This window comes from Janthinobacterium sp. 75, assembly GCF_004365495.1.
Taxonomy (GTDB): Bacteria; Pseudomonadota; Gammaproteobacteria; order Burkholderiales; family Burkholderiaceae_D; genus Janthinobacterium.
This window is the reverse complement of the sequence record NZ_SORD01000002.1, coordinates 111269-136313: the sequence shown is the minus strand read 5'-3', so window position 1 is coordinate 136313 and position 25045 is coordinate 111269. Positions and strand designations below refer to the sequence as shown.

At 61.8% G+C, this 25045-nt stretch carries 19 protein-coding genes and 1 pseudogene; 14 read left to right on the top strand and 6 right to left on the bottom strand.

All coding sequences use genetic code 11. The features are described from left to right. The gene (gene mgrA / locus C8C89_RS24900; RefSeq protein WP_101484281.1) at window positions 1-1041 is read right to left on the bottom strand and encodes an L-glyceraldehyde 3-phosphate reductase; all 1041 of its coding nucleotides are present in this window, start codon (window positions 1039-1041) and stop codon (window positions 1-3) included. A 117-nt stretch (window positions 1042-1158) separates the two neighbouring features. On the opposite strand from mgrA, the gene C8C89_RS24895 reads away from it, so the two are divergent. Then, the gene (locus tag C8C89_RS24895) at window positions 1159-2721 is read left to right on the top strand and encodes a CYTH and CHAD domain-containing protein (protein ID WP_133993745.1); all 1563 of its coding nucleotides are present in this window, start codon (window positions 1159-1161) and stop codon (window positions 2719-2721) included. A 60-nt stretch (window positions 2722-2781) separates the two neighbouring features. Here C8C89_RS24895 and C8C89_RS27450 read toward each other — a convergent pair. The 3 genes and pseudogenes from C8C89_RS27450 to C8C89_RS24880 all read right to left on the bottom strand — a co-directional run. Continuing rightward, window positions 2782-4158: pseudogene (locus tag C8C89_RS27450) on the bottom strand (EAL domain-containing protein); the annotation flags it as partial. A 1308-nt stretch (window positions 4159-5466) separates the two neighbouring features. Next, the gene (gene sodB, locus C8C89_RS24885) at window positions 5467-6045 is read right to left on the bottom strand and encodes a superoxide dismutase [Fe] (RefSeq protein WP_071078930.1); all 579 of its coding nucleotides are present in this window, start codon (window positions 6043-6045) and stop codon (window positions 5467-5469) included. 211 nt (window positions 6046-6256) lie between these two features. Continuing rightward, window positions 6257-7276: a substrate-binding domain-containing protein gene (locus C8C89_RS24880; RefSeq protein ID WP_101484284.1), complete on the bottom strand. Its 1020-nt coding sequence runs from the start codon at window positions 7274-7276 to the stop codon at window positions 6257-6259. 454 nt (window positions 7277-7730) lie between these two features. On the opposite strand from C8C89_RS24880, the gene C8C89_RS24875 reads away from it, so the two are divergent. From C8C89_RS24875 to C8C89_RS24850, 6 genes are all read left to right on the top strand, one after another. After that, entirely contained in the window at window positions 7731-9008 is a 1278-nt protein-coding gene (locus C8C89_RS24875) for an extracellular solute-binding protein (RefSeq protein WP_101484285.1), read from the top strand. Between the two features lie 7 nt (window positions 9009-9015). Next, complete coding sequence (locus tag C8C89_RS24870) at window positions 9016-10008, top strand: sugar ABC transporter permease (protein ID WP_243858408.1); 993 nt, start codon at window positions 9016-9018, stop codon at window positions 10006-10008. Beyond that, the gene (locus C8C89_RS24865; RefSeq protein WP_101484286.1) at window positions 10005-10823 is read left to right on the top strand and encodes a carbohydrate ABC transporter permease; all 819 of its coding nucleotides are present in this window, start codon (window positions 10005-10007) and stop codon (window positions 10821-10823) included. Before C8C89_RS24870 ends, C8C89_RS24865 begins: the two co-directional genes overlap by 4 nt. Window positions 10824-10848: 25 nt before the next feature. Continuing rightward, a complete protein-coding gene (locus C8C89_RS24860; protein WP_133993741.1) occupies window positions 10849-12216 on the top strand; it encodes a GH1 family beta-glucosidase in 1368 nt (455 codons plus the stop codon). 1 nt (window position 12217) lies between these two features. Then, a complete protein-coding gene (ugpC, locus tag C8C89_RS24855; protein ID WP_101484288.1) occupies window positions 12218-13270 on the top strand; it encodes a sn-glycerol-3-phosphate ABC transporter ATP-binding protein UgpC in 1053 nt (350 codons plus the stop codon). Window positions 13271-13377: 107 nt separating this feature from the next. Continuing rightward, window positions 13378-15840, top strand: a complete 2463-nt coding sequence (locus tag C8C89_RS24850; protein WP_133993740.1) for a TonB-dependent receptor — start codon at window positions 13378-13380, stop codon at window positions 15838-15840. An 85-nt stretch (window positions 15841-15925) separates the two neighbouring features. On the opposite strand, the gene xseA is transcribed toward C8C89_RS24850, so the two are convergent. Both xseA and C8C89_RS27105 read right to left on the bottom strand, forming a co-directional pair. Beyond that, window positions 15926-17287 carry an exodeoxyribonuclease VII large subunit gene (gene xseA / locus C8C89_RS24845; RefSeq protein ID WP_133993738.1) on the bottom strand — a complete coding sequence of 454 codons (1362 nt, stop codon included), beginning with the start codon at window positions 17285-17287 and terminating at the stop codon, window positions 15926-15928. 313 nt (window positions 17288-17600) lie between these two features. Next, complete coding sequence (locus C8C89_RS27105) at window positions 17601-17774, bottom strand: hypothetical protein (protein ID WP_166674904.1); 174 nt, start codon at window positions 17772-17774, stop codon at window positions 17601-17603. An 840-nt stretch (window positions 17775-18614) separates the two neighbouring features. On the opposite strand from C8C89_RS27105, the gene C8C89_RS24840 reads away from it, so the two are divergent. From C8C89_RS24840 to C8C89_RS24810, 7 genes are all read left to right on the top strand, one after another. Beyond that, window positions 18615-19220 (top strand): MotA/TolQ/ExbB proton channel family protein, encoded by a 606-nt coding sequence (locus C8C89_RS24840; protein ID WP_101484292.1) that lies wholly within the window; start codon window positions 18615-18617, stop codon window positions 19218-19220. Then, complete coding sequence (locus tag C8C89_RS24835; protein ID WP_131687065.1) at window positions 19217-19660, top strand: biopolymer transporter ExbD; 444 nt, start codon at window positions 19217-19219, stop codon at window positions 19658-19660. The genes C8C89_RS24840 and C8C89_RS24835 overlap by 4 nt, the downstream gene beginning before the upstream one ends. 133 nt (window positions 19661-19793) lie before the next feature. Continuing rightward, window positions 19794-20849, top strand: coding sequence for a tetraacyldisaccharide 4'-kinase (lpxK, locus tag C8C89_RS24830; RefSeq protein WP_101484294.1), 1056 nt, complete (start codon window positions 19794-19796; stop codon window positions 20847-20849). After that, the gene (locus C8C89_RS24825; protein WP_101484295.1) at window positions 20830-21006 is read left to right on the top strand and encodes a Trm112 family protein; all 177 of its coding nucleotides are present in this window, start codon (window positions 20830-20832) and stop codon (window positions 21004-21006) included. Before lpxK ends, C8C89_RS24825 begins: the two co-directional genes overlap by 20 nt. Before the next feature lie 2 nt (window positions 21007-21008). Continuing rightward, complete coding sequence (kdsB, locus tag C8C89_RS24820) at window positions 21009-21764, top strand: 3-deoxy-manno-octulosonate cytidylyltransferase (RefSeq protein WP_133993736.1); 756 nt, start codon at window positions 21009-21011, stop codon at window positions 21762-21764. Window positions 21765-22006: 242 nt separating this feature from the next. Further along, the gene (gene adk / locus C8C89_RS24815) at window positions 22007-22663 is read left to right on the top strand and encodes an adenylate kinase (protein ID WP_101484297.1); all 657 of its coding nucleotides are present in this window, start codon (window positions 22007-22009) and stop codon (window positions 22661-22663) included. 179 nt (window positions 22664-22842) lie between these two features. Next, window positions 22843-24966, top strand: coding sequence for a sodium-translocating pyrophosphatase (locus tag C8C89_RS24810; RefSeq protein ID WP_133993734.1), 2124 nt, complete (start codon window positions 22843-22845; stop codon window positions 24964-24966). Window positions 24967-25045: the final 79 nt, after the last annotated feature.

Here is a 25045-nt window from a genome sequence, read left to right as displayed (position 1 = left end):
TTACACGGCCCGCGACGGGCCTTCCCACAGGTTGATATGGCCTTCGCGCGCCTGCACGTCGATGGCGGCGAGCTCGTCGGCCGTGAACGTCAGTTGCTGCAGCGCTGCCACGTTTTCGCGGATTTGCGCGCTGCTGCTCGCGCCGATCAGGGTCGAGGTGACTCTTGGGTCGCGCAGCACCCAGGCCAGCGCCATCTGCGCCAGCGTTTGCCCCCGCTGGGCGGCGATCTGGTTCAGCGCGCGCACGCGGGCCAGGTTTTCCGCGCTCAGGTGCTTTTGCAGCAGCGAGCCGCCGCCGGGGCGGTTGACGCGCGCATCTTGCGGCACGCCATCGAGGTACTTGTCGCTGAGCAAGCCCTGCGCCAGTGCCGTGAACGTAATGCAGCCCATGCCTTGCTCTTGCAGGGTATCGAGCAAGCCGTCTTCCTCGATCCAGCGGTTGAGCATATTGTAGGCCGGCTGGTGGATCAAGCATGGCACTTTCCACTCTTTCAGCAGGGCGGCCGCCTCGGCCGTCTTTTGCGGCGAATACGACGACAGGCCCACGTACAGCGCCTTGCCCTGCTGCACGGCGGTGGCCAGCGCGCCCATGGTTTCTTCCAGCGGGGTGTCGGCGTCGTAGCGGTGCGAATAAAAGATGTCGACGTAGTCCAGGCCCAGGCGCTGCAAACTTTGGTCCAGGCTGGCCAGCACGTATTTGCGCGAACCGCCACCCTGGCCGTACGGACCGGGCCACATGTCCCAGCCCGCCTTGGTGGAAATGATCAGTTCATCGCGGTAGGGCAGAAAATCATCGCGCAGCAGCTTGCCGAAATTGCTTTCCGCGCTGCCATATGGCGGGCCGTAGTTGTTGGCCAGGTCGAAATGTGTGATGCCCAGGTCGAAAGCCGTGCGCAGCATGTCGCGCTGCGAGGCCAGATTGTTGCTATCGCCAAAGTTGTGCCACAGTCCCAGGGACAGCAGCGGCAGTTTCAGCCCGCTGCGCCCGCAGGTGCGGTATGGCATGCTGTCGTAGCGGTTCTCGGCGGCGTGGTAGGTCATGGCATCTCCTGGTTGAATGAAGCGCTTATTTTCGCGCAAAATCAAGGTGTGCGTGCGCCTTGTACGCGACCGGGCACGCCTTACAATGAGCGTTGAGGAATCTTGCAAGGAGCGGTCATGGAAATCGAATTGAAATTGTTGCTGGCGCCGCAAGACGCACCCCGCCTGCGCGCGCACCCGCTGCTGGCGCAGCTTGCGCAAGGCGAGCCACTGGTGCTGCAGATGCACGATATGTATGTCGATACGCCCGATTTGCAGCTATGCCGTCACCAGGCGGGCTTGCGCGTGCGCCAGGTCGACGGGCGCTGGATGCAAACCCTGAAGGCGGGCGGCAGCGTCAGCGGCGGCTTGCACAGCCGCCACGAATGGGAAGGCGAAGTTCCCGGGCCGCAGCCGGACCTCGCCGCGCTCGACTCCGTCATCGGCCGCAAGCAGCCCATCCGAGCGCTGCTGCGCCAGGACGCCATCCGCGACGCTTTGCAGCCCGTGTTTACCACCCGCATCAAACGCACCGTATGGCGGCTGCGTACGCCGCAGGGCGACCAGATCGAATGCGTGCTGGACCAGGGTGTTATTGAAAGCGGTGCCGATGGGACCGTGCGCAGCGTGCCCGTCAGCGAGATCGAACTGGAATTGAAACAGGGGCAAGCGGCCAGCCTGTTCGACGTCGCGCTGGCCCTGCTGCAGGACGTGCCGCTGCAGCTGGGCCACCTGAGCAAGGCGGAACGCGGCTACCGCCTCGCAGCGCCGCAGCCTTTGCGCGCCGTCAAGGCGCAGAGCCTGGCGCTGGACGCGGCCATGTCGGTGGAGCAGGTGTTCCTGGTCATCGCCGGCAATTGCCTGGAGCAGGTGAGCGGCAACCAGGATGGCGTGGCGGCGGGCGAGGACGTGGAAAGCGTGCACCAGATGCGCGTGGGACTGCGCCGTTTGCGCTCGGCGCTGGGCATGTTCAAATCCCTGCTGGCGCTGCCGGACGCCTTGAAGAGCGAACTTGACTGGCTGGGCGGCGCGCTGGGCGAGGCGCGCGACGGGGACGTGTTGGCTGGCAACACCCTGGCGCAGCTCGATGGCGAGGCGGCCACGGAGGTGGCGGCGCTGGTAGCGGCGGCGCACGCGCAGGCACGCCGCAAGCACGTGCAAGCGGCCAAGGCCGTCACCTCGGCGCGCTACACGGCTTGCATGCTGGGCTTGCAGCGCTGGCTGCAGGCGCGCGCCTGGCGCGACAGTTGCTCCGTGCGTCAAGTGCGGCGCCTGGACGCGTCTATCTGCCCGTTTGCCCGCGCTACTCTGCGCAAGGATCAGCGCCGCCTGTTAAAGCGGGGAAAAGACTTGCCGAAGCTGGCGCCGCCGGCGCACCACCGGGTGCGCATCGCGGCCAAGAAAGCCCGCTATGCCACTGAATTTTTTGCATCCTTATATGACGCAGGGCAGGTCCGGCACTACGTGAAGCGACTGTCCGTCTTGCAGGACGAACTGGGCTGGCGCAACGATATCGAGGTGGCGGACGGCTTGCTGCGCGCACTGGCCGAAATGCAGCCTGACCTGTTGCAGCCTGCTGCCTATGTGCGCGGCTACCTGGCAGGGCAATTGCAGGGCGGTGCAGGCAAGGCGCTGGCGCGGCCATGGCGGCGCTTCGCGGCCGCCCCTTTGCCGTCGAAGGGCAGCATCGGGCAGGCCTGACAAGCTTGTCGTCCCTTGCAGCCTGTCCCCATCGTTGAACTCATTTACTGCTGGCACTTCTCAAGAACGCAGACGGCGTTGATCGTCGTCGCATGGCGCAGCATGCGAGCGGCGCTGCACAAATTTTTCCAGGTCCATGAGCGTCAAGGGACGGCTGAAGAAGTATCCCTGGTAGGCGCGACAACCGTAGCGCGCCAGGAAATCACGCTGTGCCAGCGTCTCGACGCCCTCTGCAATGACGGCGATGTTCAGGCTGCGAGCCAGGGCGATGATGGTTTTGGCGATCGATGCGTCGCTAGGGTCATGCGTCACGTCGCGAACAAAAGACTTGTCTATCTTTAACTGGTCCAGCGGCAACCGCTTGAGATAGGCCAGGGAAGAATAGCCCGTGCCAAAATCGTCGAGCGAAAAACCGACGCCGTGCGCTTTGATTGCGGACATCTTGGCGATCACGCCGCCAACGTCGGACACCAGCAGGCTCTCGGTCAGCTCTAGCTTGAGAAGATGTGGGTCGGCGCCGCTGCAAGCCAGTGCAAACAGCACCTGATCGACAAAATCGTCCTGGTTGAACTGGCGCACGCTGACATTGACCGCAATGCTCAGATGGCGCATGTCGGGATGTCCGGCCCAGGCGACCAATTGTGCGCAGGCCGTTTCAAGCACCCATTGTCCCAACGGCAGGATCACGCCGATTTCTTCGGCCAGCGCAATGAAGTCGCCTGGCGGCACCAGTCCGCGCAGCGGGTGTTGCCAGCGTACCAGCGCTTCGACGCCGGTAACGCCCCCACGGTGGTCGATTTGGGGCTGGTAGTGGAGTATCAACTGGCGGCATGGAATGGCGTCGCGCAAGTCCGTTTCCAGCGCGGCCCGTTCCAGCATGGCCACCTCCATGGCGGGATCGAAGAAGCGCAAGGCATTGCGTCCCACCGCCTTGGATTTGTACATGGCCAGGTCCGCCTGCTTGAGCAGATCGTCGATGCTGGTCAGATTGCCCATGAAGAGCGTCGCGCCGATACTCGAGGTGCTGCGGTGGGTGACCTGGTTGAGCCAGTAGGTCTGGCTCAGTTCCTGCAGTATCTTGTTGCCGACGATATCGACCTGGGCCGCCGCCTGTTCCGCATTCACATGCAGGTCCGTCAGCATGACGACGAACTCATCGCCGCCCAGGCGGGCCACGGTGTCGCCAGCGCGCACGCAGCCGACCAGGCGCCGCGCGACTTGATTGAGCAGGAGGTCGCCCATGTCGTGCCCAAGCGTGTCGTTGAGTGTCTTGAAGTTGTCCAGATCGATGAACAGGACGGCGCCATGGTTGCCGCTGCGCAGGCTGGCCTTCTTCGCCTGCTTCAGGCGGTCCAGCAGCAAGATGCGGTTGGGCAGCTTGGTGAGTTGATCGAAGAAGGCCAGTTGCTGTATTTGCTTCTCTGTCTTCTTGCGTTCGGCCCGCCGCAAGCGGTGCCGTTTTTGTATGATCAGCAGCCCGAGCGTGCTGAAAATGGCAACCAAACCGAACAGGACGCTTTGCGCATACAGGCTCTGGCGCCACGGCGCGAACAAGACCTCGGTGTCGCGGCTCACGGCGATGCGCAGCGTCGTCCCGAAGAGGGGCGCGCTCGATGGCACATGGCGCTCGGCGACCATGCGCTGCTTGTCGGCGCCGCGCGGTAACCCGGGCATCTGGGCGTCAGTCCGGCGTGTAGAAGCCAGGTACAACTGACCGTCTTCGCGTGAGATCGAGCTATGGACATCGCGCGCATAACGAATCGAATCGAGCAGGTCGGAGAAATAGGCGGGCGCCAGGCTGACCATGACGATGCCGCCAAAGCCGCCCTGAAACCCGCTGATGCGGCGGCACAGGCTGATCGCGCCGGGAGCGGCGGTGTTGCCAGGCGGTGCGCTAACGTGCAGCAATTGCGGATCGGCGAGTCGCATGGCTTTCTGGAAGCAATCGTTTTGCCTGAAGTTTTCGTCCGCCAAGCCGGCGTCGCTGCCCGCCACCACCTGCCCGTCAGGACCGATGACCAGGATGGGACGGATGCCGATCAGCGCATCGCTGATCACTTTGAGCGAGTGATTCGCCCGCCGCAGGTGATCGTCTTGCGCCTGCCAGGCCGCCAGTTCGTCGATGATGCTGTCGATCACGCGCTTGCTCAACTTCAATTGCGGCGTTAAATTCTTTTCCACGATTTCCGCCTGCATCGCCAGCCGCTCGTGTTCCTGCGTATCAATCCGGTGATATTCCTCGTACTGGGTGAATCCGATGAAGCCGGCCAGTGCCGACAACACCATGGCGTGGATCAGCCATTGCTGGAAAAAGTGTTCATTTTTGATGTGCTGCGGTGCGGACATGGAAGGTAGGTGGAGGTTCTGGCGCGGCAGCCCGTTGCCACTGGCTTGCTTTGGCCCGGATGGCCAAATGCTTTTGTTGCAAATGAGAAAGTGTAGCGGGGCATGCGTAAGCAAAATGTAAATTGCTTGGTCGGGCACGTAAATATTTCGTAAATTCCGGCCCTGTCATCCCGCAACCATTTGCATGCGCAGTGCCAGAAGGGGATGGATCTGCCTGGCAGGTGCGCGGTGCCGGCCTGGTCCAACCTGGCCTGCGTTACGCGCTGATGTGAAGCATGCGTTCACATGTAAAAAAGGAAGTTATTACCTTACGGTAAAAACTTCCTTTGAGAAAATATGACAATTTTCATGTCATATTTTTATGTCAAAATCTCGTTGACGTTGACAAGAGAAACGCGCTTACGCGAAGTTCTTGGCAACGAATTCCCAGTTGACCAGGCCCCAGAACGTTTCCACGTACTTGGCGCGCAGGTTGCGGTAGTCGATGTAGTAGGCGTGTTCCCAGACGTCGCAGGTCAGCAGTGGCTTGTCGCCGGTGGTCAAAGGGCAGCCGGCGTTCGAGGTGTTGACGATGTCGACGGAGCCGTCGGCTTTTTGTACCAGCCAGGTCCAGCCCGAACCGAAATTGCCCACGCACGACTTGGTGAATTCTTCCTTGAACTTGTCGAACGACGACCATTTGGCGTTGATCGCGTCAGCCACGGCACCGGTAGGAGCGCCACCGCCGGCCGGCTTCATGCCGTTCCAGTAGAAGGTGTGATTCCATACTTGCGCAGCATTGTTGAAGATGCCGCCCGACGATTTCTTGATGATCTCTTCCAGCGACAGGTTCTCGAACTCGGTACCCTTGATCAGGTTGTTCAAGTTGGTGACATACGCCTGGTGATGCTTGGCATAGTGGTATTCCAGGGTTTCTTTCGAAATATGCGGCGCCAGAGCGTCCATTTCATACGGCAGTGGTGGCAGAGTATGTTCCATGTGATGTCCCTTTGTGGTGAGTGTTCGGAGTCTTCCGGCCCGGGCCGGAGGGTTGAGCCTTGCGTGCTTGAACCAAGCATTCTTGCTGAACGAGCCACTATTGTAAAGCGGATGCGCCATTGCTGCAGATTCCGGCACGCGTCGCGGATGCTGGTAGCGTAGTGATTCTCGTTTAGCTTAAGTCGCAAGGAAATGGTCCCTGCCGCAAGCCTCAGCGGATGCGCCGCGTGGTTTCTCGCACAATCAGTTCCAGGGGCGGAATGGCCGCCTGCACCGCTTCCCCATTGATCAGGCCCAGTAACGCTTCGGTGGCGATGCGGCCGATGTCATACAGGGGCTGGCGGATGGTCGTCAGCGGCGGCGTCGTGTAGGACGAGCCGGGCAAGTCATCGAAACCCACGAGCGAGATGTCGTCGGGCACGCGGATGCCCTTGCGGTACAGGCACAGGCGCACGCCATAGGCGGACAAGTCGTTGGCGGCAAAGACGGCGCTGAATTGCTGTTGTGTCTCGAACAGGTGGTTCATGGCCAGCATCCCACTTGCCTCGTGGAAATCTCCTTCCGCCATCAGCTTCGGGTCGATGGCGATATCCGCCTCGCGCAGCGCGCGCTGGTAGCCCGTCAGGCGCTCGTTTGCGTCCGTATTGTTGGCCGGGCCGGACACGAACGCGATGCGGCGGTGGCCCAGTTCCACCAGGTGGCGCACGGCCAGGTAGGCGCCGTATTCGTTGTCGAGCTTGAAGCCAATGGCGCTTCTGGTCGCCAGCAGGCGGCCGGTCGAGACGATGGGCCGCTGCTGCGAGAAATCGAGCACGCTCTGGTCCGAGATACGCCCGGACAGCAGGATGATGCCATCGACCTTCCTCGCCAGCAGCAGGCGGATGCGGTCGGCCTCTTCCTGCGCATTCCAGTGCCCGCTGACGATCACGGACGCATAGCCCGTGTCTTTCAGACCGTCGTCCACGCCGCGCAGGCTTTCGTCGAAGAAGGGGCTGGAAATATCCTGCACCACGATGCCGATGGTCATCGAGCGGCCCTTTTTCAGACCCTGCGCCATCTGGTTCGGCGCAAACTTCATCTGCGCGATGGCCGCCAGCACGGCGTCTCGCTTGTCGTCGGAGACCCTGGCCGTGCCGTTCAGAATGCGCGAAACAGTGCTGGGCGACACGCCAGCCTGGCGGGCCACGTCGAGCAGGGTAGAAGGGGGAGCAGCGTGGGCGCTATCGTTCAAGGTGATTCCTGGGTATCAAGATGGCTGGTTGTCAGTGCTCTGAAAACCTTTTCAGTGAAAGATTACCATAAACGGCCGATGACGACCGCAGGTCGGCGCAGTTCCGGGCAGGTCGGGGTAGGTCGGGTTAGCCCGCAGGGCGTAAGCCGACACAGCGCAGCCAACAAAGCGCAGGAACCATGCTTTTGCCGTCAACAATGCGTCGGATTACGCGCTCACGCGCTAATCTGAGCTACACATGAAAACGTTTTCACAAAAAACAACGGCAGCTCAAATGACGAATTTTTGCATTTTTTCATAGGAGAATCCGCGCCACGGCGTGCAGCTTGCCATGCTGCCCTCAATAAAAATGACAACTATTTCGGTTGACTTGATTTTCTTTGCGGTGTTAAATGGATACATGGTGTGAAAACGTTTTCAAGATAGAAGACGCTCAATAAACGGAGATGAAATAATGAAGTCAAGCATCCTTGGCGCAGCCTCCCTGGCCGCGCTGACCCTGGTCTATGGCGCGGCCGCTGCGCCCGTCGCGCCGCCCGTGCCGACACTGGCCCCGGCGACCATCACTGTCGCCTCCTTCCCCGACCTGGACCGCGCCGTCAAGACGGCCTTGCCCCTGTGGGAAAAGCTGTACCCGCAAGTGAAGGTCAAGCTGGTCAGTCTGCAGATCGACGACCACCACAACTCGATGACGACGGCGCTGGCGGCCGGTGCGCGCCTGCCCGACGTGATGGCCATCGATTTCCGTTATGTGGGAAGCTTCGCCGAATCGAAGGGCATGGAAGATTTGCTGCAGCCGCCTTACGGGGCAGGGCAGTACCGCGCCCTGTTCGTGCCGTTCACCTTCGTGCAGGCGACCAGTTCGCGCGGCACCCTAGGCGCCATGCCGGCCGACTTGGGGCCAGGCACCTTGTTCTACCGCAAGGACTTGATGGACAAGGCGGGCATCAAGGAGGCCGACCTGACGCAATCGTGGGAGTCGTACATTGCCGCCGGCAAGAAACTCAAGGCCGCCACCGGCACCTATCTGCTGGCCGGTGCCAGCGACCTGGCCGACATTGTTATCCGTGCCAATCTGAAAGATGGCGAAGGCATTTATTTTGGCGACAAGGGGCAGGTGCTGGTCGACTCGCCGCGCTTCGTGAAAGCGTTCGAACTGGCCAAGGCGGCGCGCGTCGCCGGCATCGATGCGCGCACTGTGGCCTGGACGGGCGAATGGGCAGAGGGCTTCAAACGCGACAAGGTGGCCAGCCAGATGATGGGTTCCTGGCTCAGCGGCCACCTGGCCAAGTGGCTGGCGCCGGAGTCGAAAGGCCAGTGGCGCGCGGCGAACCTGCCCGCCGGCGCGCTGGCGTCGTATGGCGGTTCCTTCTACGGCATCCCGAAAAAGGCGGCCAACAAGGCACAAGCGTGGGAATTCATCAAGTTCATGACCGTCAACAAGGATATCCAGCTGCACTCGCTGAAGGAAATCGGCGCGTTTCCCGCCCTGAAGGCGGCGTATGCGGATCCGATGATGGACGAGCCGCAGCCGTATTTCGGCGGGCAGAAAACGCGCTTGCTGGCGCGCGACACGGCGGCGAAAATCCCCGTCATCCGCGTCGACAAGTTCGACGCCGTGGCGCGTGACATCGTCAACATGGAGCTGGAAAGCGTGCTGGCGCAAAACAAGGATATCAAGACGGCCCTGGCCGACGCCAAGGCCCTGATCACCCACCGCGCGCGGCGCTAGGAGCATCATGAATACGACCATGCCTTGTGCCGAGGGTGCCGCCGCTGCCACGCGGTCCGCCAGGAAGCGCTACGACAGGAAAAAATGGGCGCCGTACATTTTCATCAGCCCCTTCTTCATCCTGTTCGCCGTTTTCAGCCTGTTCCCGCTGCTGTTCTCTATCTATTTGTCGTTCAACCAATGGGAAGCTGCCAGCGGCGTGGAAGCCATGCAGTGGGTGGGACTGGATAACTACAAATATGCCCTGAGCGATCCGTGGTTTTTGCGCTCGCTGGGCAACACCTTGTGGCTGGCGCTGGCCTCTGGCGTGCCGCAGCATCTGGTGGCCATTCCGCTGGCGGCCTTCATCCACAACAGTTTCAAGCGCTCGCGCAACCTGGTGATCGGCATTTACTTTTTACCGTTCATCACGTCCAGCGTGGCTATCGCCATGGTCTTCAATACCCTGTTCTCGCGCGACTATGGCCAGATCAATGTGCTGATTCAATGGTGCGCCAGCCTGCCGCTGGTCGGCGCCCTGTTCTCCGCTGAGTCGATTGACTGGTTGGGCAGCTCTCTGTTCATCAAGCCGGCCGTCGCCTTCGTCATCTTCTGGCGCTACCTGGGCTGGAACCTGGTGTTGTATCTGTCGGCGCTGCAGGTGATCCCCAAGGATTTGTATGAAGCGGCGACCATTGATGGCGCCTCGAAGCGCCAGCAATTCTGGTACATCACCTTGCCACAGCTGCGCCCCATGATCTACCTGGCCGTCACGCTCACCATCATGGGCAATTTGCAGCTGTTCGAGGAGCCGTTCGTGCTGGTGGCCGAGTCGAGTGGCGTGAGCCAATCGGTGATGACGACGGCCATCTTCGTCTACAAGACGGCGTTTTCCTCGGGCGACTTCGGCACGGCGTCGGCCATTTCCTGGCTGCTGTTCCTGATTATCGCCAGCACCACCTGGGCGAATAACCGCATCTTCAGCCGCAATGAGCGTAATGAACGCAAGGGGGCCAAATGAACACCACGCGCTGGACGGCTTACACCATGGTGGCCATCGGCGCCCTGATCATGGTCGCGCCGTTCTACTTCATGTTCGTCTTCGCCACGCACACGAGCGCGGAGATCTACAGCCTGCCGCCGCCGCGCTGGTTCGGCACGGCCCTGCTGCACAACCTGGAACTGCTGCAGGAACGCCTGCCGTTCTGGCGCAATATCGGCATCAGTCTGTACGTGGCGCTGATGACAACTGCGCTCACCCTGTTCTTTTGTTCGCTGGGCGGCTACGCCTTTGCCATGTACGAGTTCCGATTCAAGCGGCCCCTGTTCACCCTGGTGATGGCGTCGATGATCATCCCGTCCTTCATGAACATGATTCCGACCTTCATGCTGATGGATTTCCTCGGCTGGCTGGACCAGCCGCGCGCCCTGTACGTGCCGGGAGCGGCCGGCGCGCTGGGTATCTTCCTGATGCGCCAGTACATCGGCACGGCGATACCCAGGGACCTGATCGAGGCGGCGCGCATCGACGGCTGCGGTGAATTTGCCATCTACTGGCGTGTCGTGCTGCCGCTGATCGGCCCTGCCATGGGCACCCTGGGCCTGATCACCTTCATCAATTCCTGGAACAATTTCATTACGCCGCTGGTCGTCATGCGCTCGGTCGAGAACTACACGATCCCGCTGGCCCTGCGCAGCATGCAGGCGCCGAACAACACGGAGTGGGGCGCGCTGATGACGGGCGCCGCCATCGCCGTACTGCCGCTGCTGCTGATGTTTTTTGTCGCCTCGAAGCGCCTGATCGAGGGCCTTACGCAAGGCGCCGTCAAAGGCTAGAACTCTCTTAACCACTCACACTGACATGACCACCATGCATAACGACGACACCGATACCAACTTTCCCGCCACCTTCACCTGGGGAGTGGCCACCAGCGCCTACCAGATCGAGGGCGCCGCCGCCATCGACGGCCGCGGCCCGTCCATCTGGGATACCTTCAGCCATGCTGATGGCAAGATCATCGACGGCAGCAATGGCGACGTGGCCTGCGACCATTACCACCGCTACTTTGATGACGTGGAGCTGATCGCCAGCCTGGGCGTGAACGCCTACCGTTTTTCCATGTCCTGGTCGAGGGTGCAACCGGTCGGCTCGGGCGCCTGGAACGAGGTGGGCTTCGATTTCTATGCGCGCCTGCTCGATGCCCTGGCTGCCAAGGGACTCGATGCCCATCTGACCCTGTACCACTGGGACTTGCCGCAAGCCTTGCAGGACGAGGGCGGCTGGCTCAATCGCGCCACCTGCTATCACTTCGCCGCCTACGCGGCCGAGGTGGCGCGCCGCTTCGGCCACAAGGTCGTCAGCATCGCCACGCACAATGAACCGTGGTGCACGGCCGTGCTGGGCCACGGCACGGGCCAGTTCGCCCCCGGCATGGCCGACCCGGCCGCCGCCGTGCAAGTGTCGCACCATCTGCTGCTGTCGCACGGCCTGGCCATGCAAGCCATGCGCGCCGTCAATCCACCCGCCAAGCTGGGCATCGTGCTCAATCAATGGACGGCCACGCCGGCCACTGACAGCGCCCAGGACCGGGAGCTGGCCGAACTCGAATATGCGCGCTCGGTGCAGTGGTATATGGACGCCATCTTCAAGGGCCGCTACCCGGCGCTGGCCCTGAAACACGTCGACGCTTCTGCTTTAGCTATCTTTGAAAACGATTTCACAGATATTAAACAGCCCATCGATTTCCTCGGCGTGAATTACTACACGCGCGCTTACATGAGCGCAGAAACGCCTCCTCGCAAGCCTGAATGCAAGCTCGGCGTCAACGACATGGGTTGGGAAACCTATCCGCAGGGCTTGACGGAGCTGCTGGTGGGGCTGCACCGCGAATACCGTCTGCCGCCCGTCTACATCACGGAAAACGGCATGGCCGTGGCCGACAAGCCCGTTGACGGCAAGATCCATGACCAGGCGCGCATCGAGTACGTGCAGCTGCACCTCGATGCCCTGCGCGCTGTGATCGCACAGGGCATCGACGTGCGCGGCTATTTCTACTGGAGCCTGATGGATAACTTCGAGTGGAATTCTGGCTATGCCAAGCGTTTCGGCATGCTGTATGTCGATTACGCCACGCAGCAGCGCAGCTTCAAGGACAGCGCCCTCTGGTACCGCGACTTCATCGCCGCGCAGCGCGCGTCCCACGCTGCCGTCCTGGTCGGGGAGCATTGAGATGGCTGCCATTTCGCTACGCGGCATCCGCAAGACCTACGGCGACGGCCCGGAAATCGTCAAGGGCCTGGACCTCGATATCCACGACGGTGAATTCATGGTTTTTGTCGGACCATCCGGCTGCGGCAAGTCGACCCTGCTGCGCATGATCGCGGGACTGGAAGACATCAGCGCGGGCCAGCTGCACATCGGCGACTTGCTGGCCAACGACGTGGCGCCGGCCGAGCGGGGCATCGCCATGGTCTTCCAGAGCTACGCGCTGTATCCACACATGACGGCGCGCGAGAACATGGGCTTTGCCCTCAAATTGGCAGGCAAGCCGGAAGCCGAAGTGCGCGCGGCCGTGGGCAAGGTGGCGGAGATCCTGCAGATCACGCACCTGCTTGACCGCAAACCCAAGGCCTTGTCCGGCGGCGAGCGCCAGCGCGTTGCCATCGGCCGCTCCATCGTGCGCCAGCCCAAGGTGTTTTTGTTTGACGAGCCGCTGTCCAACCTCGACGCGTCGCTGCGCGTGCAGACGCGCATCGAGCTGGCCAAGCTGCACCAGGAGCTGGGCACCACCATGATTTACGTGACGCATGACCAGGTCGAGGCCATGACACTGGGGGACAGGGTGGCCGTGTTCCACGGCGGCCACCTGGAGCAGGTGGGGGCGCCCCTGGACCTGTACCGCCACCCGGCGAGCCAGTTCGTGGCTGGCTTCATCGGCGCGCTGCGCATGAATTTTTTGCCGTGCGCGGCCGTGCCGGCACTGGCCAGCCAGATCGGTGGCGAGGCCGGCATGCTGGTCGGCATACGTCCCGAGCACCTGCGTCTGGTGCCGCGCAATGAGGGCTACGGCGCCACCGTCACCCTGATCGAGCAGCTGGGCGATGCGCAGATCATCCACGCAACGCTTGACGGCAGCATCGATGGCGACAGGCATGCGGTGGCCATCAAGCTGCATGGCGAGGCGCGCCACGCGCTGGCGCAGGGCAGCGCCATCGGCTTCGCGCCGGAAGAAGGTCATGCCTTTCTGTTTGACACGGCCGGGCGCGCCGTGGCGACCCATTGAACCCGCACGGAGGCGACATGACTTCAGATTGACACCCAAAAAATGTGCAGCAATAGCCAAAGAGCTATGTGATCATCATTCAACCAGCGGTACAGGAGACAACAACAATGCAACAGCTTAAACGCAATACCATCGCCCTCAGCCTGGCGCATGCGACCTTCGCCCAGTTCATCTTGCTGGGCAGCGGCGCCGCGCTGGCACAGGAGGCGTCCAGCACCACGGCAGCCACGGACGTGGCAAAACCGGCCGCCGAGCAGATGGACCGCATCGTCGTCACGGCCACGCGCCGCAACACTTTCGTGCAGGAGACGCCGCTGGCCGTCACTGCCTTCAACCAGGACACCCTGCAAAACAATCAGGTCAAGGATCTGGCCTCGCTGGCCACCATGGTGCCCAGCCTGGTTGTCGAGCAACATGGCGATTCAGGCGGCGTGCACGTCTACATGCGCGGCGTCGGGTCGGCCAACCACACGGAGCTGGGCGACCCGGCCGTCGCCTTTTATGTCGATGGTGTGTACTCGCCGCGCCCTCAGGGCGCCACAGCGCTCATGTATGACCTGTCCCACGTCGAGGTGGCGCGCGGACCGCAGGGTACGCTGAACGGCCGCAATTCGACGGCAGGCGCCGTCAACCTCGTGTCGGCCGCGCCAAGCACGGCCAAGTTCATGGGTTCGGCCGGCATCACCGTGGGCGATTACCGTCATTTGCAGACGCAGGGCATGTTGAATATCCCGTTTTCCGACGACGTGGCGCTGCGCATCGCCGCCATCAAGGATAGCCACGATGGCACGGTGGACTTCCGCCGCGGCTCGAACGTCATGCCTGGCACGGCCAAGTATGGCGCAGGCGACCAGATGGGCGTGCGCGCCTCGCTGCTGTGGAAAATCACGCCGCAGCTGCGCGGCACCTTCATCGCCGACTACTTCCTGGACCAGGGCGCTGGCAACGTCTACCTGGCGGCCGAGCCGAAAGGGGGCGAGAAGCTGCGTTCGGCACTGATCGACACGCCGGGCACCCTGGACCAGTCGATTTTGACCTACAAGGGCAAGCTCAATTACAAGCCGACGGAGGCGCTCGACTTTACTTACCTGGGCAGCTGGAGCCGCTACAAGCGCCAGAACAGCAACGATGCCGATGCGGGCCTGTTCCCCGGCTTCAAATCGGAAAACCGCACCGACTGGGCGCAGTTCGACAGCTATTCGCACGAGCTGCAGGCCCGTTCTGACGATGATGCGCCATTCCAGTGGGTGGCCGGCCTGTTCCTCTTCAATGAAAAGAACAAGGTGCGCTTCGATATCGACCGCAGCCAGATTTCGCAGGCGGCCGTGCAGCAGGATATCGCCAACGGCGCCGTGATTTTCGTGCAGCCCACCGTGGGCCAGTATGCCTCGGCCATGTCCTTCATCCAGGGCGACCGCCAGCTCAAATCGAAAGCCGTGTTTGGCCAGGTCAGCCAGCAAGTGACCGATACGCTCAAGCTGACGGCCGGCGCGCGCTACACAAAAGACCATAAATTCGATATCGGCGGCAAGAACTGGGCCTGCCCGAACTGGCCCGCGAACACGCCGCTGGGCACCACCGTGCTCACCCCGGACCAGATGGCGCAGCTTGTCACGCCCGGCACGGGCTTGGCCAACACGCATAATATCGGGCCCGGTGGTGCTATCACGGCGGCCAGCTGCGGCAATACGCCTGGCGACAATACGGCCGACCTGAAATACGGCCAGGCCACCTGGCTGGGCCGCATCGAGTACAAGCTGCGCTCCGATATCTTGCTGTTCGGTTCCGTGACGACGGGCTTCCATTCGCCGGCCATCGGCGACGGCGGCGCCACCACCAAGCCGGAAAAGCTGACCAGCTATGAAATCGGTTTCAAGTCGGACTTGCTGAATCGCCAGCTGACCCTGAACCTCGATGCTTTCCTGATGAAATACAAGGACAAGCTCGAATCGCAGGTGGTCAACAGCGTGCTGGCCAATTTCAATGCGGCCGGCGCCACCGTCAAGGGGCTGGAAGCGGAGTGGGTGTGGCGGCCAACGTCGGTCGACCGCCTGACGGGCAACGCCACCTGGCTCAAGGCCGTATACGATAATTTCATGTCGTGCGACGTCGACGCGGCACGCGCGAATGGCCAGTCCTGCGGCTCGACGGCGCCTCTGGTGAACGTGGGCGGCAGCACGATGAAGCATGCGCCGAAGTTTTCCACGACCGTCCAGTACGAGCATGATTTCAATGTCGCCGGTGGCCAGCTCACGCCGCGCGCCTCGGTGCACTATGAAACCATGTCGTACGTGGGGGCGGGAGCCTTCAACGGCGACGTGCCAGGCCATGCGGGTGTCAAGCGCCAGGAAGCCTACACCACCCTGGACCTGAGCCTGCGCTTCCAGCCGGCCAGCAAGGCCTATACGGTGGAAGCGTTCGTGCAGAATGCCACGGACAAGGCGGTCAAGCTGGACGTCAATGAAATTTGCACGGACGTGGGCATGCCATGCCAGCCTACCCAGCAGATCTACGGCGCCTTCTACAATGCGCCGCGCACGGTAGGCGCGCGCGTGTCGATGAAGTTCTGATGGCGTAGCGACAGAGTAGTAGCAGTCCACTCAGTAGGGCAGGTGTTGGGCCGGGGAGTTTCCCCGGCCTTTTTTACTCTAACGCTTATTCCAAGGTGGCCTGCACGCTGGCGATGCCGATCTGCGCGCTGCCTTCGGCCAGGCGCACATTGACATTCTGGCGCGCCTGCAGCTGTGCCGGCGAGCGCACGATGGCGCCCTTTTCGTCGCGCAGGATGGCGTAGCCGCGTGCCAAAGTGCGCTGGGGATTCAATAGTTCCAGCTGAGCCGACAGGCCGTCGAGGCGGTGGCGCCGCTGCGTCACCAGCTGCGCCATGGCCGCGCTGCCGCGGCGCTGTGCTTCCAGCAGGCGCGCGCGCGGTGCCGTGACGTCGGGGCGCAAGGCCGCCCAGCGCGAACGCAGGCGCTCAAGCGCATACCGCGACTGGTTCACGGGCGCGCGCGCCGCATGCGTCATGGCTGTCGACAGGGCCAGTAGCTGCAAGCGCTGCTGCTGCAACTGCGCCTTCGGGTTGAGCAGGCGGCGGCTATGGCGGTCCAGGGTCTGCGCGGCATCGTCGAGGCTACGGCGCATGGCGCGGCGCAGGTCGGCCGCATCGGCACGCAAGGAGGCCATCCAGTCGGCGCGCGGCGTGGCCGCCAGTTCGGCTGCCGCCGTCGGCGTGGCGGCGCGCAGGTCGGCCGCGAAGTCGGCGATGGTGAAATCGGTCTCGTGTCCCACGCCGCTGATCACGGGCATGGAGCAATCGGCGATCGCGTATGCCACGGCTTCATCGTTGAACGACCATAAATCCTCGATGCTGCCGCCACCACGGCACACCAGCAGTACGTCGCACTCGGCCCGCAGCGACGCGGTGCGGATGGCGTGCGCGATTTTTTCCGGTGCCTGCTGTCCCTGCACGGGCGTGGGGTAAAGAATGATGTTGATGTGCGGTGCGCGGCGCTTGAGGGCGATCAAGACGTCGCGCAGGGCTGCCGCCTGCGCACTGGTGACGATGCCGATGCTGCGCGCGAACATGGGAATGGCGCGCTTGCGCTCCTGGTCGAACAGGCCCTGCGCAGCAAGCTTTTCCTTCAGTCGCTGGAACGCTTCATACAGGGCGCCCACGCCGGCGCGGCGGATGGCTTCCACGTTGATCTGGTAATCGCCGCGCGCACCATACAGGGTGACGAGGGCGCGCACTTCGACCTTGTCGCCTTCGCGCGGCGTGAATCCCGCGTATTGCGCGCGACCGCGGAACATCACGGCGCGCACCTGGGCGCCATCGTCTTTCAAGGTGAAGTACCAGTGGCCGGAGGCGGCGCGCGTGAAGTTGGAAATCTCGCCGGCGATCCAGGTCAAGGGGAAGCTGCGTTCCAGCAGGCGCGCGACGGCCTGGTTCAGGGCGCTGACGGTCAGCACGGGTGGGGCGGCAAAGCCGCTGTCAGTGGGGGTGTCGGTCATCATGAAGCGGGAGAGGGAAGGGAGCTGTCCACATATTATCGGCGAGGTCATGCTTATGTCATATATCGCGCAAAACAACAAGTTCTATTTAAGTAATTGATTTCATGCAGAATTCCTATATGCCTGATTTGCGTGCACAGGAAAAAAAACCTTTAATATCAAGCACATCAGTGTACCCCCTGCCACTTACGCACAAAGTTATCCACAGAAAGTGTGCGGAACTTTTTGCCTTGGACAAATGTTGCAGGACAGGCCCGCCAATTGCCGATAAGTTGCCTTGCTACATTTTTGCGCACGGAAATAAAGTCCATATGAATCAATAGCTTAGTATGCCATGCATGGCCTTGCGCACAATCTTATCCACAAAAAATGTGCAGAACTCTCGCGCAGCGCCTGATTTATCCACTGGAGCGCCCATGGCATGGCTTGCCTGAATTTTGCGCAGCATAAAAATATCCATATAAATCAATAACATAGAATAAAGTTGCATGCCTTGCTCACAATCTTATCCACAGAATGTGTGCAAAACTGCATAAATCATTTCGCCTTTTATCCAGGTTTTTCACCGCGCGGCCACCCCTTCGTGCTGCGCAATTTTTAAGCATCAAGAAAAACTCCTTTAAAATCAATGCTCTTGTGAGGAGTTGATCCGCTTGCTCACAATCTTATCCACACTTTATGTGCGGAACTACGCTGGCGGTGGAAAAGTGCCGTTCGACGACTTTTTTTTGCATGAAAACCCCTGCTTTTTACATCTTGCTACATTTTTATGCAGGGTAATAAAAACGATATAAATCAATGTACTTGGCGCCTATTCTTGCGCTTGCGCACAATCTTGTCCACAGATTGTGTGCAGAACTTTGACCGTGTAGTTGGTGCTTGTGTCGGGCTGGCTGCCACTTTTTTGCGCATTGATTTAATTTCCTTTGAAATCAATGACTTAATTCAATTCCTCGGCTTTGCGCACAATCTTGTCCACAGTAAATGTGCAGAACTCTTCAAGTATTAATTTATTGACATTGACTACTGTCGATAAGCTGCTATGCCTGTATTTTACGCAGTAGCATAATCTCCATGTAAATCAATGACTTGCGTGTTGTACTTCATGCTTGCTCACAATCTTATCCACACAAAGTGTGCAGAACTGTGTGCCGGTGGTGCCGGCCCGCCGTGCGGTGTGGACAGGTACGCATGCAGGCGCCACTTGCCGCCGGCGCGGCAACGCGCTACATTGCGCCATTCCTGCGCCGACATACAATCGGACTCCGGCGCTCGGTACAATACAGGCTGTCCGGGCGCTCCATCGCCTTCCCTTTACCAGGAGTTTCTTTTGCTCGCTATATTTCAAGCCGCCGGCTGGCCCATCTGGCTGTTGTTGATCGCTTCCATCGTCGCCCTGGCCCTGATCATCGAGCGCCTGCTGTATTTGCGACGTGGCAAGATCCTGCCCCGCAAGCTGTTCGATGAAGTGGTGCAGGTGTATCGCAGCGGCAAGATCACGCCGGACACGGTGACCAAGCTGGAAGACAATTCGCCGCTGGGCGTGGTGCTGGCCGCCGCCCTGCGCAACGTCGATGCGCCGCGCGATGTGATGAAGGAATCGATCGAAGAAGCCGGTAGCGGCGTGGCCCACGTGCTGGAACGCTACCTGACGACCCTGGGCACCATCGCCACCCTGGCTCCACTGATGGGCCTGTTTGGTACGGTGGTGGGCATGATCGAAATCTTCGGTTCGCAAAACGCCAGCGGTTCGAATCCCGCACAATTGGCCCACGGCATCTCGGTGGCCTTGTATAACACAGGCTTCGGCTTGGCCATCGCCATGCCAGCCCTGATCTTCTACCGCCACTTCCGCGCCCTCGTCGACAGTTTCGTCATTGACATGGAGCAGCAAGCGGTCAAGTTCGTCGACATCGTCCATAGTGGCCGCCAATGAACTTCCGCAAAGGCAAGGGGCGCGAAGACCCCGAAATCAATCTGATCCCGTTCATCGACGTGCTGCTGGTGATCCTGATCTTCCTCATGGTCAGCACCACCTACAGCAAATTTACGGAATTGCAGATCACCTTGCCGACGGCCGATGCCGAGCAAGCCAAGGACAAGCCGCAGCAGATCGACGTCACCATCGATGCCAAGGGCAACTACACGGTCAACCGCGAACCGGTCTCCTTCCGCGACGTGGCCGGTCTGGCCGATGCCCTGCAAAACGCGGCGAAGGCCGCCAACGGCGGCAAGGCGCCCGCGCAGACGCCCGTGGTGGTGGTCAACGCCGACCAGTTTGCCATGCACCAGATGGTCATCCACGTGATGGAAGCGGCGCGCCTGGCCGGTTATGAAAAGCTGACGTTTGCGGCGCAGGCTGGCGGCAGCAAATAAGCAGGCAGCATCGGCCTGTAGGTCGGCTTAGCCGGCACGGCGTAAGCCGACAAAGCCGCCGCCTAGCATGTCGGATTACGCTGCGCCTGACGGCGCAGCTAATCCGACCTACACTATTTTTACGTCTTCCTTCATGCCCACATCCTCCCCCGCCAAGCTTGAAACCACATTGACCCGCGCCTGGCTGACGCGTGGCCCGCTGGCGTACGCGCTGTGGCCCGTGTCCTTGCTGTTCGGCGCCCTGAGCGCCGTGCGGCGCGGCCTGTACCGGGCAAACATCCTGAAATCCGCGCGCCTGCCCGTGCCCGTCGTCGTGGTTGGCAATATCTTTATTGGTGGCACTGGCAAGACCCCGCTGACGATCTGGCTGGTGCAAGCCTTGCGCGAGGCGGGCATGCGCCCGGGCGTCATTTCGCGCGGCCATGGCAGCGCCGACCGGCTGCCGCGCGCCGTCACCACGGCTTCCACGCCGCAGCAGGTGGGCGACGAGCCGCTGCTGATCTTCCAGCGCGGCGGCTGTCCGGTGATGGTTGGGCGCGACCGCGCGCAAGCGGGAAGGGCACTGCTGGCTGCGCACCCGGACGTCGACGTGCTGGTGACGGACGACGGCTTGCAGCATTACGCTTTGCGGCGCGACGTGGAAATTATGCTGTTCGACGGCCGTGGCGCCGGCAATGGCTGGCTGCTGCCGGCCGGCCCGCTGCGCGAATCGCCGCGCCGCCGGCGCGACGTGACGGTGATCAATGCGCCCGAACTGGGGCCGGCACTGGTGGCCAGGATCGCGCCACAGGGCGGGCTGGTGGTGCAGATGCTGCTGGCCGGTGGCGTGGCCGAACGCATGGTGAACCGCGGCGAAAGCATGCCGCTTGAAACCCTGGCAGCCAGCGGCCAGCGCATCGTGGCGGCGGCCGGTATCGGCAATCCCCGGCGTTTCTTTGCCATGCTGCGCGGGGCCGGATTGGACTTCATGGAACTGCCCTTGCCCGACCATCACGACTTCCTCGACCAGCCATTTGCGGCACTCGACACGGATGTGATCTTGATCACCGAGAAGGATGCAGTAAAATGTGCGCAAATTGAACATCTCAAAGATGACCCGAGACTGTGGGTCGTCCCCGTCAGTGCGCGCATCGATAGCGCGCTGGCCCAACAAATTGTGGAGAAATGTCGTGGACGCTCGACTGCTTGATATCCTGGTCTGCCCTGTTTGCAAGGGTCCGCTTGAACTCGACAAGAAGGCGCAGGAATTGATTTGCCGCGCCGACCGCCTCGCCTATCCTATCCGCGATGGCATCCCCATCATGTGGGCGGACGAAGCGCGCACCCTGCAAGACGCAGTGGAATAACGATGGCGTTCATCGTCATCATCCCGGCGCGCCTGGCCTCGACGCGCCTGCCGGGCAAGCCGCTGGCAGACCTGGGCGGCAAGCCGATGGTGGTGCGCGTAGCCGAGCAGGCAGCCCTGTCGGGCGCCGCGCGCGTGATCGTCGCCACCGACCATGACAGCATCCGCGCCGCCTGCGCCGCGCATGGCGTGGAAGTATGCATGACGCGCGCCGACCATCCGTCGGGCACGGACCGCATCGCCGAAGTGGCGCGCACGCTCGATTTGCCGCTCGACGCCGTCGTCGTCAACCTGCAGGGCGACGAACCCCTGATCGATCCGTCCCTGCTTGCCGCCTGTGCGGCGCAGATCAGCGCCGCCGTCCCCATGGCCACCTGCGCCCATCCGCTGCACGACATCGCCGACGCTTTCAACCCGAATGTCGTCAAAGTGGTGCTGGACAAGAACGGCCGTGCCTTGTATTTCTCGCGTGCGACGATTCCGTGGCACCGCGATGGCTTCGCGCAGTCGAAAGACTGCTTGCCGCATGGCTACGTGCCGCTGCGCCATATCGGCCTGTATGCGTACAGCAATGCGTTCTTGCAAGAATATCCGCAATTGTCCGCTTCGCCGCTGGAAGCGATCGAGGCGCTGGAGCAGTTGCGCGTGTTATGGCACGGTGTTGCCATCGCCGTGCACGTCACGGACTCGGCCCCGGCCGCCGGTGTCGACACGCCGGAAGATCTCGAACGCGTGCAGGCGCATTATCACGCCCAGTAAGCCCTACCCGCAAAACGGCAGGCGTGCAAATATAATTGTGCGCCTGCAGTAAAAACCACATTTTGTAACGTGCGCCGCGCTAATTGCTGGCTTTGATCAATCAGGGCATAGCAATTCGATAGCAAACTGGCGCTTCGGGGATTTTTTGTGGTAAGTTTCGTAGGGAAAGATAGCCATAGCAACATCATCTAAAAATAATTACACATACCACCATCCAAAATCTGTTTTTTAGGAACTTTTCAATGCGTCTGATACTTTTAGGAGCACCCGGTGCCGGCAAGGGCACCCAAGCTAACTTCATCAAAGAAAAATACAGCATTCCACAAATCTCCACGGGCGACATGCTGCGCGCGGCGATCAAGGAAGGCACGGAACTGGGCCTGGCAGCGAAAAAAGTCATGGATGCGGGCGGCCTCGTGTCGGACGACATCATGATCGGCCTGGTCAAGAACCGCCTGCAAGAAGCCGATTGCGCCAATGGCTACCTGTTCGACGGCTTCCCGCGCACCATCGCGCAAGCGGACGCCATGAAAGATGCCGGCATCAATGTCGACTACGTGCTGGAAATCGACGTGCCTGACGCTTCGATCATCGAGCGCATGGACGGCCGCCGCAGCCACCCGGGTTCGGGCCGCGTCTACCACGTCAAATTCAATCCGCCCAAGGTCGACGGCATTGACGACATCACGGGCGAACCGCTGATCCAGCGCGACGACGACAAGGCGGAAACGGTCAAGAAGCGCCTGGACGTGTACCACAACCAGACCAAGGTCTTGCTCGGTTATTACAATGACTGGGCCAAGTCCGGTCTGCCAGGCGCGCCGAAATACCGCCGCATTGCCGGCGTCGGTCCGGTCGAGCAAATCCGCGACAGCGCATTTGCCGCCCTGGCGGATTAAGCAGTTTTTAAAAGCGGACCTGAGTGTCCGCTTTTTTTGTGCCCGCTTTTCGCCAGCGGTGCCGTGTCGTTTTCGTAGTTCAAGTTTTTTGCAGGTCGTGTTTTCCTGGCTGCGCGTGCCTACCCGGCGCGGTCTGCAGCTGTTGGCAATGGCGTCGGATAAAAACAGAAGGGGACGATATGGCAGCCAGTTTGTGGTTTGCAGTAGCCTGCGGCGTGGTCGCAGTCATTTACGGTTTGGTGTCGCGTAGCTGGATCCTGAGGCAGGATCCCGGCAACGCGCGCATGCAGGAAATCGCCCTGGCCATCCAGCAGGGCGCTGCCGCCTACCTGGCGCGCCAGTACCGCACCATCGCCATCGTCGGCGTGGTGCTGCTGATCGCCATCTATGCGCTGCTTGGCCTGCATACGGCGCTGGGCTTTTTGATCGGCGCCGTGTTGTCGGGCGCCTGCGGCTTCATCGGCATGAATGTCTCGGTGCGGGCCAATGTGCGCACGGCGCAGGCGGCCACGCTGGGCATCAACCAGGCGCTGAACGTGGCGTTCAAGGGCGGGGCGATTACCGGCATGCTGGTGGTGGGACTTGGCTTGCTGGGCGTGACCCTGTTCTACTGGCTGCTGGTGACGACGGGCGCCCCTGGCCTGACCCAGCACGACTTGATCAAGCCCCTGATCGGCCTGGCCTTCGGCGCCTCGCTCATTTCCATCTTCGCGCGGCTCGGCGGCGGCATCTTCACCAAGGGCGCCGACGTGGGTGCGGACCTGGTGGGCAAGGTGGAGGCGGGCATTCCCGAGGACGATCCGCGCAACCCTGCCGTCATCGCCGACAACGTGGGCGACAACGTGGGCGACTGCGCCGGCATGGCGGCCGACCTGTTCGAAACCTATGTCGTGACCCTGATCGCCACCATGCTGCTGGGCGCACTGCTGATGGCAGAGGCCAGCAGCACGGCCATCATCTACCCGCTGCTGCTGGGTGCCGTCTCCATCCTCGCTTCCATCGTCGGCTGCTCGATGGTCAAGACGGCCCCCGGCAAGAAGATCATGTCGGCCTTGTACACGGGCTTGTGGTGGGCGGCCGGGCTGTCGTTGGTCGGCTTTGCCGTGGTGACATGGCTGCTGTGGCCCGACGACGCCATGCGCTACAAGATGATGGGCGCCACCGTCGTCGGCATCGTGCTCACGGGCCTGATGGTCTACATCACCGAGTACTATACGGGCACGGATTTCAAGCCCGTGCGCCATATCGCCGAAGCGTCGACGACGGGCCACGGCACGAATATCATCGCCGGCCTGGGCGTATCGATGAAGTCCACCGCCTATCCGGTGCTGGCCGTCTGCGTCGCCATCCTCGTCTCGTACCAGCTGGCCGGCTTGTACGGCATCGCCATTGCGGCCACTTCCATGTTGTCGATGGCGGGCATCATCGTCGCGCTCGACGCGTATGGCCCCATCACCGATAACGCGGGCGGCATCGCGGAAATGTCGGGCTTGCCCGATTCCGTGCGCGCCATCACCGATCCGCTCGATGCCGTGGGCAATACCACCAAGGCCGTCACCAAGGGCTATGCCATCGGCTCGGCCGGACTGGCCGCGCTGGTGCTGTTTGCCGACTACACGCATGCGCTCGAATCGGTGGGGCAGCACATTACGTTCGATCTGTCGAACCCCATGGTCATCGTCGGCCTGTTCATCGGCGGCCTGATTCCCTACCTGTTCGGCGCCATGGCGATGGAAGCCGTGGGCCGCGCGGCGGGCGCCGTGGTGGTCGAGGTGCGGCGCCAGTTCCGCGACATCAAGGGCATCATGGAGGGCACGGCCAAGCCGGAATACGACAAGGCGGTCGACATGCTGACGGCGTCGGCCATCCGTGAAATGATCGTGCCATCCCTGCTGCCCGTGGTGGTGCCCATCGTCGTGGGCATGCTGCTGGGGCCAGCGGCGCTCGGTGGCCTCTTGATGGGCACCATCGTGACGGGCCTGTTCGTGGCCATTTCCATGACCACGGGCGGCGGCGCCTGGGACAATGCGAAGAAATACATCGAGGATGGCCATTTCGGCGGCAAGGGTTCGGACGCGCACAAGGCGGCCGTCACGGGCGATACGGTGGGCGACCCGTACAAGGACACGGCGGGACCTGCCGTGAACCCCTTGATCAAGATCATCAATATCGTGGCCCTGCTGCTGGTGCCGCTGTTGCCAGCCACGGGCTGGCTGGCCGTCAAGGCACCGGCGCCCATCCACGCACCCGTGCCGCCCATCCTGGCACCGGCCACACCCGTGCAAAGCTTGCCCGCGCAATAAGAGGGCGCCATCCTTGCAGCCCCGTGGCCCGCGCCGCGGGGCTGTTTGCGTTTTGTACCGGTGAAACTTTCCTGCCGTC